At 57.0% G+C, this 17,366-nt stretch carries 19 protein-coding genes; 3 read left to right on the top strand and 16 right to left on the bottom strand.

Features of this window, described 5'->3' with window-relative positions; genetic code table 11:
* The 7 genes from ACAM27_RS12765 to ACAM27_RS12735 all read right to left on the bottom strand — a co-directional run bounded on the left by ACAM27_RS12765 (window position 1) and on the right by ACAM27_RS12735 (window position 5,982).
* Window positions 1-1,152 (bottom strand): JmjC domain-containing protein, encoded by a 1,152-nt coding sequence (locus ACAM27_RS12765; protein WP_369612085.1) that lies wholly within the window; start codon window positions 1,150-1,152, stop codon window positions 1-3.
* A 14-nt stretch (window positions 1,153-1,166) separates the two neighbouring features.
* Window positions 1,167-2,534, bottom strand: coding sequence for an adenylosuccinate lyase (purB, locus tag ACAM27_RS12760; protein WP_014421218.1), 1,368 nt, complete (start codon window positions 2,532-2,534; stop codon window positions 1,167-1,169).
* A 79-nt stretch (window positions 2,535-2,613) separates the two neighbouring features.
* Complete coding sequence (hflD, locus tag ACAM27_RS12755) at window positions 2,614-3,234, bottom strand: high frequency lysogenization protein HflD (protein WP_022991054.1); 621 nt, start codon at window positions 3,232-3,234, stop codon at window positions 2,614-2,616.
* The gene (gene mnmA / locus ACAM27_RS12750; RefSeq protein WP_369612084.1) at window positions 3,231-4,409 is read right to left on the bottom strand and encodes a tRNA 2-thiouridine(34) synthase MnmA; all 1,179 of its coding nucleotides are present in this window, start codon (window positions 4,407-4,409) and stop codon (window positions 3,231-3,233) included. Before mnmA ends, hflD begins: the two co-directional genes overlap by 4 nt.
* Window positions 4,410-4,457: 48 nt before the next feature.
* Entirely contained in the window at window positions 4,458-4,907 is a 450-nt protein-coding gene (locus tag ACAM27_RS12745; RefSeq protein ID WP_014421221.1) for an NUDIX hydrolase, read from the bottom strand.
* Entirely contained in the window at window positions 4,904-5,512 is a 609-nt protein-coding gene (locus tag ACAM27_RS12740; RefSeq protein ID WP_369612083.1) for a pseudouridine synthase, read from the bottom strand. Before ACAM27_RS12740 ends, ACAM27_RS12745 begins: the two co-directional genes overlap by 4 nt.
* A gap of 158 nt (window positions 5,513-5,670) precedes the next feature.
* Window positions 5,671-5,982 carry a cold shock domain-containing protein gene (locus ACAM27_RS12735; protein ID WP_369612082.1) on the bottom strand — a complete coding sequence of 104 codons (312 nt, stop codon included), beginning with the start codon at window positions 5,980-5,982 and terminating at the stop codon, window positions 5,671-5,673.
* Window positions 5,983-6,414: 432 nt separating this feature from the next.
* Between ACAM27_RS12735 and clpS the strand changes: the two genes are divergently transcribed.
* The 3 genes from clpS (at window position 6,415) to ACAM27_RS12720 (ending at window position 10,315) form a co-directional block, all read left to right on the top strand.
* The gene (gene clpS / locus ACAM27_RS12730) at window positions 6,415-6,774 is read left to right on the top strand and encodes an ATP-dependent Clp protease adapter ClpS (protein ID WP_011785238.1); all 360 of its coding nucleotides are present in this window, start codon (window positions 6,415-6,417) and stop codon (window positions 6,772-6,774) included.
* An 18-nt stretch (window positions 6,775-6,792) separates the two neighbouring features.
* Window positions 6,793-9,063: an ATP-dependent Clp protease ATP-binding subunit ClpA gene (clpA, locus tag ACAM27_RS12725; RefSeq protein ID WP_022991058.1), complete on the top strand. Its 2,271-nt coding sequence runs from the start codon at window positions 6,793-6,795 to the stop codon at window positions 9,061-9,063.
* A gap of 208 nt (window positions 9,064-9,271) precedes the next feature.
* A complete protein-coding gene (locus tag ACAM27_RS12720; RefSeq protein WP_369612081.1) occupies window positions 9,272-10,315 on the top strand; it encodes a putative solute-binding protein in 1,044 nt (347 codons plus the stop codon).
* Window positions 10,316-10,377: 62 nt separating this feature from the next.
* Here the strand turns inward: ACAM27_RS12720 and infA are convergent, their stop codons facing one another.
* From infA to ACAM27_RS12675, 9 genes are all read right to left on the bottom strand, one after another.
* The gene (infA, locus tag ACAM27_RS12715; RefSeq protein ID WP_014421226.1) at window positions 10,378-10,596 is read right to left on the bottom strand and encodes a translation initiation factor IF-1; all 219 of its coding nucleotides are present in this window, start codon (window positions 10,594-10,596) and stop codon (window positions 10,378-10,380) included.
* A gap of 81 nt (window positions 10,597-10,677) precedes the next feature.
* On the bottom strand, window positions 10,678-11,391 hold the full coding sequence (locus ACAM27_RS12710) for an arginyltransferase (RefSeq protein ID WP_369612080.1): 714 nt from the start codon (window positions 11,389-11,391) through the stop codon (window positions 10,678-10,680).
* Complete coding sequence (gene aat, locus ACAM27_RS12705) at window positions 11,388-12,104, bottom strand: leucyl/phenylalanyl-tRNA--protein transferase (RefSeq protein WP_022991060.1); 717 nt, start codon at window positions 12,102-12,104, stop codon at window positions 11,388-11,390. The genes ACAM27_RS12710 and aat overlap by 4 nt, the downstream gene beginning before the upstream one ends.
* Window positions 12,105-12,119: 15 nt before the next feature.
* Window positions 12,120-13,073, bottom strand: a complete 954-nt coding sequence (gene trxB / locus ACAM27_RS12700; protein ID WP_022991061.1) for a thioredoxin-disulfide reductase — start codon at window positions 13,071-13,073, stop codon at window positions 12,120-12,122.
* 174 nt (window positions 13,074-13,247) lie between these two features.
* On the bottom strand, window positions 13,248-14,159 hold the full coding sequence (locus tag ACAM27_RS12695; RefSeq protein WP_369612079.1) for an AAA family ATPase: 912 nt from the start codon (window positions 14,157-14,159) through the stop codon (window positions 13,248-13,250).
* A 7-nt stretch (window positions 14,160-14,166) separates the two neighbouring features.
* On the bottom strand, window positions 14,167-15,090 hold the full coding sequence (locus ACAM27_RS12690) for a carbon-nitrogen hydrolase (protein WP_369612078.1): 924 nt from the start codon (window positions 15,088-15,090) through the stop codon (window positions 14,167-14,169).
* The gene (locus ACAM27_RS12685) at window positions 15,087-16,139 is read right to left on the bottom strand and encodes an agmatine/peptidylarginine deiminase (RefSeq protein WP_081698959.1); all 1,053 of its coding nucleotides are present in this window, start codon (window positions 16,137-16,139) and stop codon (window positions 15,087-15,089) included. The genes ACAM27_RS12690 and ACAM27_RS12685 overlap by 4 nt, the downstream gene beginning before the upstream one ends.
* Before the next feature lie 100 nt (window positions 16,140-16,239).
* Window positions 16,240-16,545 (bottom strand): hypothetical protein, encoded by a 306-nt coding sequence (locus ACAM27_RS12680; RefSeq protein ID WP_023010003.1) that lies wholly within the window; start codon window positions 16,543-16,545, stop codon window positions 16,240-16,242.
* A 104-nt stretch (window positions 16,546-16,649) separates the two neighbouring features.
* A complete protein-coding gene (locus ACAM27_RS12675) occupies window positions 16,650-17,234 on the bottom strand; it encodes a PilZ domain-containing protein (RefSeq protein ID WP_369612077.1) in 585 nt (194 codons plus the stop codon).
* Window positions 17,235-17,366: the final 132 nt, after the last annotated feature.

Below are 17,366 nucleotides of genomic sequence, written 5' to 3'. Positions count from 1 at the left end.
TTACTCGAAATAGATCGAGCCCTGGTTGTAGAGGTTGGTCAACAGCCCCAGCAAGGCTTCGTCGCCGGCAAATTCTGCCAGTGTCGCCATGTCAATACGGGAGCGGGCACAGAGCAGGGGAGCCAGCGGACGGGCGTCGCCCTTGAGCAGGAATTGTTCGCCATCAACAAACAGAGCGGTCTCGTTGTCCAGCTCATGGTAGGCGAAACGGGAGCCTTCATTCCAGCGCAGTTGTTCACCGGCCCGAATGGCTTCGGCCAGATCTTCGGCCTCCGCCGGCTCCTCGGCTGGAACGACGATGTCCATGCTTTTGGGGACGGTAGCGAACTGCCCGAACCAAAGGGCCAGATTACGCCGATCACCGAGTTGCTCCCGAATTACCGCGTCGAGACGTTCAACCACGTCGGCGCCGATAGTCCCGGGGTTCTCCTGAACCTGAAGGTCAGGGTCATCCAGATGTTCAGCCGCTTTTTCCTTCTGGCTCAGGTAGTCGGTAAAGCTGGTCAGTACGTCGTCGACCGTAGGTGCCCGAAAACCCACAGACAGGGTAATGCAGTCGTCTTCCGCCACCCCATGATGGCCAACGCCTGGTGGCAGGTAAAGCATGTCACCCGGCGCCAGGGTCACAGTTTCTTCGCCGTCCCAACTGCTCAAAATCCGTAAGGGTGTACCTTCTACCCGTGGCGATCTGTGGTCACAGTGTCCGCCGAAGGTCCAGCGGCGGTGGCCCTGGGCCTGCAGCAGAAACACGTCATACATATCGTAGTGGGGCCCAACGCTACCGCCTGTCGGTGCGTAGCTGGCCATGATGTCGTCCAGCCGCCAGTTAGGGATGAACCGGAAGTTGTCGAGCAGATCAGCAATTTCCGGTACCCAGTGGTCCAGGCCCTGGACCAGCAAGGTCCAGTCCTGCTCCGGCAGCTCGCTGAAACGATCCGGAGTGAACGGGCCATTGTGAAGCTGCCAGGGTTTCCCGGCATCGTTCTCGATGACGATGCGGGATTCAACGGCTTCTTCGCAGGCCAGTCCGGCCAGCTCATCCTGGCTGACCGGGCATTGAAAACCGGGAAACGCCTGGCGGATAACCAGAGGCTTTTTCTGCCAGTAGTCGCGCAGAAATTCATTGGCCGTCAGCCCGCCAAGCATATCCATGGTGTTGCTCCTGCCTAGATGTCTTTGGCCTGGTCGATCGCGTTACCGATGTAGTTGTCCGGGGTCAGGGCGCGCAGTTCGGCCTTCGCCTGTTCCGGGATCTCCAGGGTTTCCACGAAATTCTTGATGACTTCGGGCGTCATGGCCTTGCCGCGGGTCAAGTCCTTGAGCTTTTCGTAGGGTTTCTCGATGTTGTAACGGCGCATCACGGTCTGAATCGGCTCCGCCAGTACTTCCCAGGCGTTGTTCAGGTCTTCGTTCAGACGGGCCGGGTTGATTTCCAGCTTGCCCAGACCTTTGAGGGTGGCTTCGTAGGCAATCAGGCTGTGGGCAAAGCCAACGCCCAGGTTGCGCAAAACGGTGGAGTCGGTCAGGTCACGCTGCCAGCGCGAAATCGGCAGCTTGGCTGACAAATGGCCGAAGAGGGCATTGGCGATGCCGAGATTACCTTCGGAATTCTCGAAGTCGATCGGATTCACCTTGTGGGGCATGGTAGAAGATCCGATTTCACCGGCCACCGTTTTCTGTTTGAAATAGCCCAGGGAGATGTAGCCCCAGATGTCCCGGTCCAGGTCGATCAGGATGGTATTGAAGCGAGCAATGGCATCATAGAGTTCGGCGATGTAGTCGTGGGGTTCGATCTGGGTCGTGTACGGGTTCCAGTCGAGGCCCAGGCTCTCAATGAATTCTTCGGCGTTGGCAGCCCAGTCCACGTCCGGGTAGGCAGACAGGTGGGCGTTGTAGTTACCCACTGCACCGTTGATCTTGCCCATGATTTCCACTTCGCGGATCTGCATCAGCTGGCGGCGCAGGCGATAGACCACGTTGGCCAGTTCCTTGCCGACCGTGGTCGGGGAGGCGGTCTGACCGTGGGTGCGGGACAGCATGGGCTGTTCAGCGTGCTCCCGGGCCAGCTCGGCCAGCTTTTCGACCAGGTTGTCCATGGCCGGCAGCAGGCCGTGATCCAGGCCTTCGCGCAGCATCAGACCATGGGACAGGTTGTTGATGTCCTCTGAGGTGCAGGCAAAGTGAACAAATTCGGTCACCGCGTGCAGCTCAGGCACGTCGGCAATTTTTTCTTTGATCAGGTACTCAACCGCTTTCACGTCGTGGTTGGTGGTGCGTTCGATTTCCTTGATTCGCTCAGCATCGGCCAGACTGAACTCGTTGACCATCTTGTCCAGAAACGCATTGGCTTCGGCGGAAAACGCGGGCACTTCGGTAATCGCCGGATGGGCAGCCAGTTTCTGCAACCAGCGGATTTCGACGGTTACCCGGTTACGGATCAGGCCGTATTCACTGAAAATACTGCGAAATACACTGACTTTGCTGCCGTAGCGGCCATCGACCGGAGAAATAGCGGTCAGGGCGGTGAGTTCCATCGAAAACCTCTCAGTTCATCAAAGAAAAAGCGGGACAGGAAAATGAAGCTGCTAATGATACACCAGCCGGCTCGCTGAATCAGCGCAGCAACTCCCGGGCATGGCTGATGACCTTCTTGCGGGTGAAAATGAGTTGCCAGCGATGGCCGCCACTTTGCCTCCACAGCACGGCAGATCGGATGCCGGCCAGCAACAGGGCCCGTACCTTGTCTGCATTTTCATTACGCTGGAGTATCTGCGGGTTGCCGGTTACCTGAATGCGCAAACGGAAGGTGCTGATGGTATCGGCATAGATCGAGGCGACATTGCCCAGAAGGTTGCTGTGACTGTAACCGAAATGGCTGGCGGTATGCCGGGCCTGCTCGATCCTGTTCCCGATAACGTCCAGCATGTCCGGGGAGCGTTTGAGTTTGGCTTCAAGCTGGATCAGGTTGAACACGTACCGCAGGATTTCTACGTCCTGGGGTTGGCCGTGCTGGGCCAGTACCGTCGAAAGCACCGTCAACCCTTCCCGTATGTCAGACAGTTCGCCGCCGTAGACATCCAGTGTGGAGGCCGGGTTGGTGGCAAACAATGAGCGAATACAGGTTTCCAGGCTGTCTTCATTGCAGTTGCCATTATGGGCAATCTGCTGCACCAGGGTCGCAGCCTGACACAGGCCGGCCAGCGCCAGGGTCTGGTCATGCAGGGAGCGGCTCATGTGTCAGATCCTTCACTTGCCAGGCGCTCAAGTCTTGCCGGTAAGGCTTCGTTATCGCGCCAGGTTTGCTCAATAACACCGCCGCCCAGGCACACCTCACCTTGATAGAAAACCACGGATTGACCGGGAGTTACGGCACGCTGGGCGTCGTCGAAGATGACCTTCACGCCACCCTCTATGACGGTAACCTCGCAATCCTGATCCGGTTGGCGATATCGGGTTTTCGCCTTGCAGCGGAACTTCTGTGCCGGAGGTTCGCCGGCCACCCAGTCAACAGGGCCCGAGACCAGTCCCCGCGAAAATAACAGCGGGTGATGCTTGCCCTGGACGGCAATCAATACATTCCGCTTGAGGTTTTTTTCTGCCACATACCAGGGGTCGTCGCCAAACTCCGCAAGACCGCCAATGCCAAGGCCCTGACGTTGCCCTATGGTGTGATACATCAGGCCTTGATGTTTGCCAATCACCGTGCCGTCGGGCGTTTCAATGTTGCCGGGCTGAGCGGGCAGGTACTGTTTCAGAAAATCGGTAAACTTCCGTTCCCCGATAAAACAGATTCCTGTCGAATCTTTTTTATCGTGAGTAACGAACCCCTGCTCTTCAGCAATCCGGCGAACCTCCGGCTTTTCCAGTTCGCCCACCGGAAACAGGGTGCGGGCGATGCGCTCGCCGGAGACGGCATGGAGGAAGTAGCTCTGGTCTTTGTTGGGATCCAGTCCCTTGAGCAACTGGGCCTTGCCGCTACCATCCTTGAGCGGGCGCTGGCGTGTGTAATGGCCGGTCGCGATATAGTCGGCGCCCAGAGTAACGGCGTAATTCAGAAACGCCCGGAATTTTACTTCCTTGTTGCAGAGGATGTCCGGGTTGGGGGTTCGGCCGGCACTGTATTCCGACAGAAAATGCTCGAATACCCGGTCCCAGTACTCCGCGGCGAAGCTGGCGGTGTGCAGTTTGATGCCGATGGCATCGGCAACAGCCTGGGCATCTGCCAGATCAGTCATTGCAGTACAGTATTCGGTCCCGTCGTCCTCGTCCCAGTTTTTCATAAACAGGCCTTCCACCTGGTACCCCTGATCTTTCAGGAGCCAGGCCGCAACGGAGGAATCCACGCCGCCGGACATGCCGACGATCACGCGGGTGTGCTCGGGGGATTGGGGCTCAGTATTCTGGGTCATTTCGTCTGGGAACCGGTCAAAAGCGCGAATTTTAACATCATCCGGTGATTACGTCTGTCCATCCACAACCACATCAAGGGGGAATTTGCGTCCGTTTCGGTAATCCTCGATGCACTGGAGCACCAGGGGGCTTCGAAGCTGGTCACCGAGTTTCCGGATTTCCTCCGGCGTCAGCCAGTGTGGGCCGATGATGCCGGTATCCAGCTTGTCGGTGGCGTGCCGGAGAGCTTTGGCGGCATAACAGAACCGGTAGTAGGTGACACCATTGGCGGGGGCCTTGTAGGTGTAGATGCCGAGGAAATAAACCGGTTCTATCTCCCACCCGGTCTCTTCGAGGGTTTCCCGGCGTACGGCATCCAGAATGGCCTCGTTCTCCTCGATATGGCCTGCGGGTTGATTGAAAACCACCTTCCCGCCACTGACTTCCTCAACCAGAAGAAACCGGCCCTGATCGTCTTCAACAACCACCGCCACGGTGGCATGGGGTTTCCAGGTCATGATCGGTGACGCCTCCTTTTGGGCCTGGTTGATAGTTTCGGGGGAGTGTCGGGCAGATTGACCGTAACACTTCGGTATTCGCCGGGCTTCAGGTTATCCAGGGTCCAGTCCCCGATGCGGACCCGGATCAGTCTCAAGGTAGGGTGGCCCACCGCCGCTGTCATTCGGCGAACCTGCCGGTTTTTGCCTTCGGTAATAGTCAGCGCCAGCCAAGTGGTAGGCACATTCTGTCGAAATCTCACCGGCGGATTGCGGGGCCACAGGTCGGGTGTTTCAAGTCGCTCCGCTCTGGCCGGCCGCGTGATTCCGTCTTTCAACACGACACCTTTGCGAAGCTTGTGCAGGGCCTCGTCTGTGAGCTCACCTTCGACCTGAACCCAGTAAGTCTTGGGCATTTTGTTGGTGGGCGATGCGATACGATGCTGTAATGCGCCCTGGTCGGTGAGCAGTAAAAGCCCTTCGGAATCGTAATCGAGTCGACCGGCCGGATAAACGCCGGGTTGGTCAATCCAGTCGGCTAGGGTAGCTCTGGGATGGCTGGCGCGCTCGTCGGTAAACTGACTCAATACGTGAAACGGCTTGTTGAAGAGAATCAGCTTCGCCATAGGTGAAGTCCTGTGCCGGAAATGCGCGAAAGCGCCAAGACTACTGCAATCACCGTTGATTAAAAAGCACGAAGCCTCCCCACCGGCAGAACCGGCGGGAAAAGGAAAGAAATGGCAGGCTGCCGGCGTTGGCTGAGGGCTTCAGGCAACGCCTGGCATCAGCCGTTTACAGCACGGGGCGTGTAGCTCTCGTTGCTGTTGCTGGATTGAGCCGCCTGATCCGACGAATTCGATGCCGTTTTTGTCCCGGTCTCTCTGGACGGAACCTCGTCCGGGACAATGTTGATGGCGTGAACGCCCTTGTCGCTGGGCTTCTTGTCGAACGTTACCGTCTGACCGGCCTTGAGGGTTTTGTAGCCATCCATCTGGACTGAGGAGAAATGGGCAAACAGGTCATCGCTGCAGCCATCTTCAATGATGAAGCCGTATCCCTTGGCATTATTAAACCATTTGACTTTGCCTCTTGGCATGATGAACTCCCCTGTTCCTTTGCTGTCACTTTGGGAGGCGCTGACTGTTCCTCTGTACTTGGTGCCCGTGTATGGCGGGCAAGTTCCAGAGGCTCGGCAGGTGCTCCCTTATTATTGGTCTTGTGTGTTGAATTCACAGCGCCCTCGTGGCGCCTGAACTGTTGCCAACAACGTGAAACCGGTATTGGCTGTGGTTTCCGGTTACACGATGAAGCATGAGTTTACATTCTTTAACAATGCACATTAACTGTCGGCCAAACCGGCGCCTGAGTCAAGTGCCGGATACTGCGGAACAGGTGGTTCTGGCAGGTCTGGAAGCGGTATCATGTTCGTATTGATAAACAACGCACGCTTGTGGGCAGTGTTGGCTTGAAAACACCCTGCCACGCATCCACATTTAAGTCAGGAACCGAATAACCGGTATATGGAACCATGCGGACAATTGAGAATTCTCTACTAGTATTCAATCAGGGGGAGGATGAACAACCCGGGCGCCATGAGGGGGTCAGTGTTGCGCCGGAGAAGCCTGCCCTGAAGCGCCCGGCGCGTTACCGGGTTGTGCTTCTGAATGATGATTACACACCCATGGATTTTGTGGTGGACGTACTGATGAAGTTCTTCGCCATGAACGAAGAAAAGGCGACGCAGGTGATGCTGCTCGTCCATACGCAGGGAAAAGCCGTATGTGGGGTATATACCCGAGACATCGCGGAAACAAAGGCAGCACAGGTGAACCAGTATTCCTCGGAATGCGAACATCCGCTCCTTTGCGAGATTGAACGTGCGGACTGACAGACGTTGGGGTGGCCCATGCTGAGTAAAGATCTGGAAATTACGCTGAATACGGCCTTCAAAAATGCGAGGGACAAGCGTCATGAATTCATGACCGTCGAGCATTTGTTGCTGGCCCTTCTCGACAATGAATCGGCAGTGGGTGTCCTGAAAGCCTGTGGTGCAGACCTGAAGCGCCTTGAGGAAGAGTTGGTAGAGTTTGTGGACTCCACCACACCCCTGATCCCTAGCTCCGACAGTGAGCGCGAAACCCAACCCACATTGGGGTTCCAGCGGGTACTGCAGAGAGCGGTATTCCATGTGCAGTCGTCTGGCAAGAAGGAGGTAACCGGAGCAAACGTACTGGTTGCCATCTTCAGTGAGCAGGAAAGCCAGGCGGTTTATGTGCTGAAAAAGCAGAATATCGCCCGGATTGACGTGGTTAATTTCGTCTCCCATGGTATCTCCCGGGTTCAGGGAGCAGAGGACCAGGAAGGCGCGGATCACGCTGCCCAGGACGAAGCAGCGGAAGAGGGCGGTCATTCCCGTCCGCTGGAGAGCTACGCCACTAACCTCAACGAGCAGGCACGGCAGGGTCGTATTGATCCGCTGATTGGCCGTGAGCATGAGGTTGAGCGGGTGGTACAGATTCTGGTTCGCCGCCGCAAGAACAACCCTTTGCTGGTGGGCGAGGCCGGCGTTGGCAAGACAGCCATTGCCGAGGGTCTGGCCAAGAGGATTGTGGACGGGCAGGTGCCAGAGATTATCTCTGATGCCGTCGTCTACTCACTGGATATGGGCGCGTTACTAGCCGGTACCAAGTATCGTGGCGATTTTGAAAAACGCCTCAAGGGCCTTTTGAGCGACCTGAAGAAGCAGAATCATGCGATTCTGTTCATCGATGAGATCCACACCATTATCGGTGCCGGATCTGCGTCGGGCGGCGTGATGGATGCCTCCAACCTGCTTAAACCTATGCTCAGTTCAGGCGAACTCCGTTGCATTGGTTCGACCACGTTTCAGGAGTTCCGCGGTATTTTCGAGAAAGACAGCGCCCTGGCGCGTCGCTTCCAGAAAATTGATGTCAACGAGCCGAGCGTTGAGGACACCTACCAGATCCTCAAGGGCCTCAAGCCAAACTTCGAGAAACATCACGATCTCAAGTACACCGACAAGGCGTTGCGGGTAGCCGCAGAGCTGGCAGACCGGTACATCACCGACCGGCACCTGCCGGACAAGGCCATCGACGTGATCGACGAAGCCGGTGCACGGCAGCGGCTGCAGCCGGAAGACAAGCGCAAGAAGACCATTGACGTGACCGACATCGAAGACGTGGTCGCCAATATTGCGCGAATTCCGCCGAAGAATGTTTCCACCAGCGACAAGGATCTTCTGCGCAATCTTGAACGCGATCTGAAAATGGTGGTGTTCGGTCAGGATCCGGCGATCGAATCCCTGTCAACCGCCATCAAGCTGGCGCGGGCTGGCCTGAAAGCGCCTGAGAAGCCGGAAGGTGCCTTCCTGTTCGCCGGGCCGACCGGTGTCGGTAAAACGGAAGTCACCAAGCAACTGGCGAAGGTGCTGGGCATCGAGCTTGTTCGCTTCGATATGTCAGAGTACATGGAGCGTCATACTGTCTCACGCCTGATTGGCGCACCTCCGGGCTATGTCGGCTATGACCAGGGCGGCCTGCTGACCGAAGCGGTCAACAAGCATCCGCATTGCGTGTTGCTGCTGGATGAGATAGAGAAGGCGCATCCTGAAGTCTTCAACCTGCTGCTGCAGGTGATGGACCACGGTACTCTGACGGATAACAATGGCCGTAAGGCGGATTTCCGCCACGTGATTCTGGTGATGACCACCAACGCGGGCGCTGAAAGCATGGCCCGCCGCTCGATCGGCTTCAATGAGCAGGATCACAGCACCGACGGCATGGAGGTGATCAGCAAAACCTTCACGCCGGAGTTCCGCAATCGACTGGATGGCATTATCCAGTTCGCCGATCTGCAGAAGGACACCATCACTCACGTGGTGGACAAGTTCCTCACCGAGCTTCAGGCTCAGCTGGATGAGAAGCACGTTGTGCTTCACGTTGATGATGCGGCCAAGCTCTGGCTGGCGGAGAAAGGTTACGACGTAACCATGGGTGCCCGACCGATGGCGCGGCTGATCCAGGACAAGATCAAGCGCCCGCTGGCGGAGCAGATCCTGTTCGGTCGGTTATCGGAGCACGGCGGTGATGTATTCATTCAGCTCAAGGACGATGAGCTGACCTTTGATTATGAGGACGAGCCGGCCGAGGCGGTCTGACCTCTCCGAGCCTCATGAAACCGCTGGTCGGGCTACCCGTCCAGCGGTTTTTTTTGTCTGATCATTCCTGGTCCTGAATGCCCGTTGGCCAGATTCTGCATAAAACGCTGGCGGAACCGTCAATTCATTGGTCGTGAACATCTGGCATTTTGTAGGTGTCCGCGGCCCGACTCGCGGTATGCAAACAACAATAAGGATGCAGCCGTTGATGACTAAGAATACCCCTTCAATTTTTGCGTTATTGGCATTTGTTTCTTTTGTTGTGGCGAGTCCTGCAAAAGCCTCAACTGACCCTAAAGCGTTCTGCGTGTTTGATGTTGCCGGGGCCAGCGGATTTGTCTACCAGTTGCTTCGGGAGTATCAGCGAAGTGCACTTCAGAACAGAGTGCTTCTGAACATGCAGCCCTATACCGATGAAGATGCGGCGGTCAGGGATTTTCGGGAAGGCCGATGTGATCTCGTTGCCGTAACCGATATGGGAGCCCGGAACTTTAACGATTTTACGGGCTCGATCAGCGCAATCGGTGCCATACCATACTACGAAGATCTCCGGGTTCTGTTGTACGGCCTGTCGCGACCAAGGCTCGAACCTTATTTAACGCAGAATGGCTATCAAATGCTTGGAGTGGCGCCAATGGGCGCTGCTTATCTATTCGTGAAAGACAGGGCGATTGATCATGTCGATGCACTCAAGGGCAAGCGCTTCAGTGTTTTCCAGGGACATCACGATGCCCGCCATATGGTGAGTTTCGTTGGTGCTGAGCCGGTTGAGGCCAAAATTTCCAATTTTGCCAATCTGTTCAATTCCGGCGCGGTGGACATCAGTTATGCACCCGCGGCGGCGTGGGAGGTGTTGGAGATGTTTCGCGGCGCAGGTGAAAACGGGGGAATAGTTCGTTATCCGGTTGGTCAGGTGACCGTGCAGCTCTTTGCCAGAGAAGGGACCTTTACCGACGGCTTTGTTCGTGATTCTCGAAAGACGATGGCCCGTTTGTATCCCGAAGCCATCCGGATCATCCGCCAGTTCGAAGAGCGTGTCCCCGAGGACAGGTGGATCGATATAGCTGCCAAAGATAAGCGGGATTATCAGGAAATGCTCAGGCAGGTCCGGCTGGATCTGTTGTCTTCATCGGACCCGGAATCCCGGTTAGCGGCCGCGGTGTATCACGAGGACATGATGACCATCCTGAGAAAAATCCGCTGCTACACGAACCCTGGGGGTCGTGAGTGTTCGGATCAGAACCGGGAATAACGGATGGTATAAATCAAAAAAGCCCCGCATTTGCGGGGCTTTTCAGATGTCAGCCTGGCCGATTAACGGGCGCGGTATACGATGCGGCCCTTGCTGAGGTCGTAGGGAGTCAGCTCAACCTTGACCTTGTCACCAGTCAGAATGCGGATGTAATTCTTGCGCATTTTTCCGGAGATGTGTGCAGTCACAACGTGGCCGTTGGACAGCTCAACGCGGAACATGGTGTTGGGAAGGGTGTCGATAATAACGCCTTCCATTTCAATGACATCTGATTTCGCCATTCAGTAGAAACCTCGTTCGGAATACTTTTCGGTGATTTTAAATTGCGCAATTCTGCCTGAATTCTCCACGTTTGGCAAAACTCAGTCGGTCGACATCTCGCGCCAGTGGCCATCCCGCAAGGCCTCAATGGGCTTAAAGCGGGTTTTATAGTTCATTTTCCGGCATTCTTTTATCCAGTACCCCAGATACAGATGCGGCAATTCCCGCCGCTTGGCTTCCTCAATCTGCCAGAGCACGGCAAAAGTGCCCAGGCTCCGGTGCTCCAGTTCCGGGGCGAAGACGGTGTAGATGGCCGAGAGGCCATCATCCAGCAGGTCAACGGCTGCCAATCCCACCAGGTCACCATCAAGAGACATTTCGAGGAACCAGGAGTCGGTAGCCCCCTCCACGAGGAACGAGGTAAATTGTTCTCTCGTAGGTGGATACATGTCACCGTCGCGGTGACGCTCCTCTATATAGTGGGCATACAGCCGGTAATAGCGTTCACTGAATGCTGCTGGCACCAGCTTGCAGTCGAGGTCAGCATTTTTGCGAAGCACCCGGCGTTGATTCCGGTCTGGCTCGAATTGGCCTACCTGCAGGCGTACCGGAACACACGCGTTACAGCTTTCACAGTGCGGACGGTAGTAATGTGAGCCGCTGCGGCGAAAACCCAGTGCGGTTAACTGGCTGTAGAGTTTTCTGTCGATGTGGGCGCGTGGGTCCACAAACATAGTGGTCGCTTCACGGTCTGGCAGGTAACTGCATTCGTGAGGAGGGGTGGCAAAGAAAACGAGCGTTCTGAGATTACTCATTTCACCTCCGGGCAGGGCCACTGCCAGCTGAAGTTCCAGTCTGGCTGGTCCGGTTTCCGATCGACACATGCCCTGAGTATAGATAAAAACTCCGCCCTCGGAATACTGCGCGCGCCCATCGTCAGCAAGTGGTCGCTCTCTACCTGGCAATCCATGAGCTGGTAACCCCATTCGCCGAGCTGGTGGGCCAGATGCACCATCAGTACTTTGGAGGCGTTGGTTTCCAGTGAAAACATGGATTCGCCGAAGAAACAGCGGCCGATAGCCAGACCGTACATGCCGCCTGCGAGCTCATTGTTGCGATTCCAGACTTCAATGGAGTGGGCGATACCACGTTTATGCAGCTCGGTATACGCTGCCATCATGTCGTCAGTAATCCAGGTGCCCTCAGCGCGGGTGTTTGCGCAGAGCCGAATGATGCGGCCAAAGCATTGATCGGTGGTGATATGGAATCGACGCTGGTTCAGCGTCCGGCGCAGGCTCCGGGAGATGTGGATGTCAGAGGGAAACAGCACGCAACGAGGGTTCGGTGACCACCAGAGAATGGGCTGGTCGTCACTGAACCAGGGGAAAATGCCATTCCGATATGCCAGAATCAGGCGTTCCGGAGACAGGTCGCCACCCAGGGCAAGCAGTCCATCGGGATCCTCCAGCGCTTCTTCTGCGGGAGGAAACCAGAATTGATCAGGATCCAGCCAGGGTAGCGACGTCATTCTGCTCCTGAGTAGTTAGCCTTGTTGATCAAGAAACTTTTCGGCGTCGAGCGCAGCCATGCAACCAAACCCGGCGGACGTCACAGCCTGCCGATAGACGTGATCGGCTACGTCGCCAGCCGCGAACACGCCTGGAATGCTGGTCTGGGTGGCCATGCCGTCCAGGCCGGAGCGAATCCGGATGTAGCCGTTAGCCATATCCAGTTGCCCTTCAAACAGGCTGGTATTCGGCTTGTGGCCGATTGCGATGAATACGCCGGCCAGCTCCAGATCCTGGGTGCTGCCATCTTTGGTGTTCCGGATGCGCATGCCGGTAACACCGGTGCCATCGCCGAGCACTTCGTCCAGGGTGTGATCCCAGATGATGTTGACGTTGCCGTTTTCTGCTTTCTCGAAGAGTTTGTCCTGAAGGATCTTCTCGGCCCGAAGCTTGTCACGGCGATGAACCAGGGTGACTTCATCAGCGATGTTCGAGAGATACAGCGCCTCTTCCACAGCGGTATTGCCGCCGCCGATAACCGCGACTTTCTGCTTGCGGTAGAAGAAGCCGTCACAGGTGGCGCAGGCCGACACGCCCTGACCCTTGAACTTCTCTTCCGACTCAAGCCCCAGATACATGGCAGAGGCGCCAGTGGCAATGATCAGAGCGTCGCAGGTGTATTCGCCGTTGTCGCCTTTGAGCCGGAACGGGCGGTTGTTCAGGTCAGCTTCGTTGATGGTGTCGTACACGATGCTGGTTTCAAAACGCTCGGCGTGCTTCTGCATGCGCTGCATGAGCTCGGGGCCCTGAACGCCGTCATTGTCGCCCGGCCAGTTGTCTACGTCAGTGGTGGTGGTCAGCTGGCCGCCAACTTCGATACCGGTGATCAGGGTCGGGTTCAGGTTGGCGCGCGCGGCATAGACTGCAGCGGTGTAGCCGGCCGGGCCGGAGCCAAGAATGATCAGTCGGGAATGTCGGGTTTCGCTCATCTGTGTCTCACTGAAATGAAGTATGCGTATTCGACGGCTCTCCTCTGTCCCTGCCGAGGGCAGAACAGGAACCGCTCATCTGAAATCTGGCAAAAGGCTAACATGAAATGACCGGACTGCCATTTGTTTACGCCAATGCGGCTTATAAAACCTTGCTATGTGGTCAGACCCGGATTATTCAAGCACCGATACGGTCGTTAACAGCTGGCGCACCCGCTCCCGGGCTTTACCGGATTCTCCCTGTTCCAGCCGGTGCTCGGCTACGGCGGGGAAGACGGCCTGCACGTCGTCTGGCAGTACGTGATTACGACCTTCCATCAGTGCCCATGCTTTGGCGGCTCTCAGCAGGCCGAGGCCCGCCCTCGGGGACAAGCCGTAAAGCAATCCGGGCATGCGCCGGCTCTGCTCAAGAAGGCGTTGCAGGTAATCCAGCAAAGCCGGGCTGGCGGATACCTTTTCCACGGCCTGCTGCAAGGCCACCAGCTCATCGTGCGGGAGTATGGCCTGCAAACGATCGGTAAGGTGTTTGCGGTCTTCGCCCTCCAGCAGCTCCCGTTCCGCTTTCGGGTCGGGGTAGCCCAGCCGAAGTCGCATCAGAAACCGGTCAAGCTGGGATTCAGGCAGGGGAAAGGTGCCGCCTTGCTCTATGGGGTTCTGGGTTGCGATCACGAAGAACGGGGTAGGTAGTGGTCGGGTTTCCCCCTCAATGGATACCTGTCTTTCTTCCATGGCTTCCAGCAGGGCGCTTTGGGTGCGCGGTGACGCGCGGTTGATTTCGTCTGCCAGAACCACCTGGGCGAAGATGGGGCCGGGGTGAAACACGAGCCCGCCGGCCTGCTTGTCATACATGGAGTAGCCGAGAACGTCTGCAGGCAGCAGGTCATTGGTGAACTGGATTCGCTGATAGCTTAACCCCATGATTTTTGCCAGCGCATGGGAGAGGGTGGTCTTGCCCATGCCCGGAATATCTTCAATCAACAGGTGGCCGCGGGCAAGCAGGCCGCAGAGCGCCAGACGAACCTGATTCTCCTTGCCCAGCAGTACCCTGTTAAGAGCGCTGACGACCGTGTCCATTTTCTGTTTCATGCCGGTTTCAGTCCCTTACCCGTTTCAGAATATCGCCGTAGGCATCGATGCGCCTGTCCCTGAGGTACGGCCAGATTCTCCGGATGGATTCGGTGCGCTGGCGATCCAGGGTTACCGACAGGATACATTCGTCAGTCTCGTTGGCCCGGGCCAGAAACTCGCCCTGAGGGCCGCAGATGAAACTGTTCCCCCAGAACCGGATGCCATCGCTGTGGCCGGAAGGATCTGGCTCGGTCCCAACGCGATTCGGGGCGATAACCGGAAGGTTGTTGGCTACCGCATGGCCACGCTGAACGGTCACCCAGGCGTCCAGTTGCCGGGCCTGTTCGTCGGGATCGTCGGTCACGTCCCAGCCAATGGCGGTCGGGTAGATCAGTATTTCCGCGCCGGCCAGTGCCATCAGCCGGGCCGCTTCCGGGTACCACTGGTCCCAGCACACCAGCACGCCCAGTTTGCCAACCGACGTCTGGATAGGTGTAAACCCACTGCGACCATCGTTGAACGTGGCATCGCCGGGGGTAAAGTAGAATTTCTCATAAAAGCCCGGGTCGTCCGGGATGTGCATTTTCCGGTACAGCCCGGCCAGGCTGCCATCGGTGTCGAGCACCACAGATGTGTTGTGGTAAACGCCATTCATGCGCCTTTCAAAAATAGAACCCACAAGCACAACGCCTAATTCTTTTGCGAGACCAGACAGATAGTTGCTGGTGGGCCCGGGAATGGGCTCTGCAAGCTCAAAAATGGCGGTGTCTTCGGTCTGGCAGAAATACTGGGTGGCGTGCAGCTCCTGCAGGACAATCAACTGCGCGCCATCCGCCGCAGCCTGCCGTATCAGGCGTTCGGATGTCGCGAGACTCTGGTTCTTGTCGGGACTGCAGGTTTGCTGAATGGCGGCGACCTTCAGGTTGGAGCTGGTGTTCGTGCTGGTCATACCGTTACCACCCCCGCAGGAATTTGCATGGTTACGCAGTGCAGACTGCCGTGTTGGTAAATAAGCGGGCGGCAGTCAATCGGAATAATCTCCCGGTCTGGGAAGATGCCCGCCATGATGCGGACGGCTTCTTCGTCCTGCGGCACATCGTAGACTGGCAGCAGAACTGCGCCGTTGATGATCAGGAAGTTGGCGTAGGTCGCTGGCAACCTTTCGCCGTCCTCATCGTAAATCGGGTCGGGCCAGGGCAGGGGCGTCAGGCGATAGGGGGTGCCGTCGGCCTGACGGAATTCCTGCAATTCTTCTTCCATCGCCGCCAGGGCGCTGTAGTGCTCGTCCGCAACATCCGGGCAGGTCACATAGCAGATATGATCAGGCGCGCAGAACCGTGCCAGGGTATCGATGTGGCTGTCGGTATCGTCGCCCGCCAGATATCCGTGGTTGAGCCAGAGAATACGATCGACCCCGAGGACCTCCTCCAGCAATTGCTCGATAGCCGTCCGATCCATGGATGGGTTTCTGGACGGAGTCAGCAGGCACTCGCTGGTAGTGAGCAAGGTGCCGGCGCCATCGGATTCTATAGAGCCGCCTTCCAGGACAAAATCCACTGGCTGCAGTGGGTGTTTGCCGAAAACGCCCGCGTTTGCCAGGTGCCGGTTGAGGGCATCGTCTTTTTCCCAGGGAAATTTGTCTCCCCAGGCATTGAACCGGAAGTCCAGCAGAGCGGGGCCGTCAGCGGTATCCACGGTGATGGGGCCGTGGTCCCTGGCCCAGGTGTCGTTGGCCGGGGCTGGCACAGTGATTACGCGACCTGGTAACCCGTTGCCTTCGGCATAAGCGTTCAGCTGCTGGCCAAGTTGCTGGAGACGTGCCACGAACTCGCAGCTGATCACCAGGTGTTCAAAACGGAGGACCGCTTTGGCAATGGCCTCGAACACGGGCTCCACGTCGGCCATGCGCTTTGCCCAGTCGGTTCCGGGATGAGGCCAGGTCAACATGACTGCGCTTTGGGAAGCCCACTCCGCAGGCAACGTACGTCTGGAAGTCACTGTATAAGTCACCTTGGTTTGCAAAAGCCGCCATTCTATCTGAGCAATGCAGCCCGTGCATTGTCATTCCTTGGCCGGTGTTTGATGAAGCGGGTGTTTATCAGTCTTTGTGTTGCTTTGCCACTGCATGTATTACGCGGTTACCTTCGAAATAGACGACAAAATCCTGATAATGCCACTGACTGATGGGGGGTTCTCCGACCGGGCCTTTGATGTTCTGGGGGGCGCCCCAGCGATTCCGGACGGAGTCTTCACTCATGCCGTTCGCGGGCAGGCTGATCTGGCTTCTGTCGGCCTGGCTGCCGACCGGTACCCTCAGTTCCTCAGCAAGGGCCAGTGGCGCTGAGCCGGCGAATACAGCCGTAGCCAAAACGGCGGCAGCCATCACATTGCGGTAGTTTGTCATAGAGGAGTCTCCAATAATGCATGATTACTGCGCACTGTCTGCGGCAGATGAATAAAACGTAATATCCCGAAAAGCTTAGCAAAAGTCAGCACTTTTTCAGTATCTTACTCTTTTTGGCGTTGCCGAATCTGCCAACGCATCACATGCCGGGCAATTTGCTGACGGTCGCTGTCATCCAGTTCAACAAACAGCGTGTGAACCCGTGTGCCGCCTTGGTTGTCGTGCTCGGTATCCAGTACTTCAGCAATGGCTCTTGGCTGGTATAGCTCTGGTGGTAGAGTCATCCGAATGGCCAGTCGGTCACCCGCGCCAAAGGTTGCTGTCGGCCAGCGGAATGAGAGCCCGCCCTCACTCAGGGTTACATCCTGCCAGTCCTCCGGTTGCAACGGATTTTGCTCAAAGGCGATAATGCGCGCCAGCGTATCGATCTTGCTGTTCAGGGATTTGACCAGCCCGGCCAGCAGGCGGTCGCGCTCAGCCAGGCTTGCCAGGTGTGCACGTACGTCCTGGTCCAGCCTCCGGAACTCGGCTTTCAGGGCTTCCAGTGGAGAGTTATTGAACGGATCGTCGCCGGGATGGGCGTCGTCCAGGCGGCGTACCTCAAGCCCGATACGGTCGTCTATCCGGAAGAACTCCCGGCGCTCCCGCTGGCTGTCTCCGCTCGGTGGCGTTTTATTCTGGCTTGGCATCCTGTCTCCGGACGGGTTTTTATTGATTATAGAACAGTTTAGCAGTTTCCCAACGGCTGGTAAGAGGCCTGGCAAATCTCCGGGCCAGGTAATGATCGAGGCCAGCGGGGATTCAATAATCGACGGACCGCA

The organism is Marinobacter sp. RI1 (assembly GCF_041155085.1).
GTDB classification, from domain to species: Bacteria; Pseudomonadota; Gammaproteobacteria; order Pseudomonadales; family Oleiphilaceae; genus Marinobacter; species Marinobacter nauticus.
This window is presented reverse-complemented; position numbering and strand designations above follow the sequence as displayed.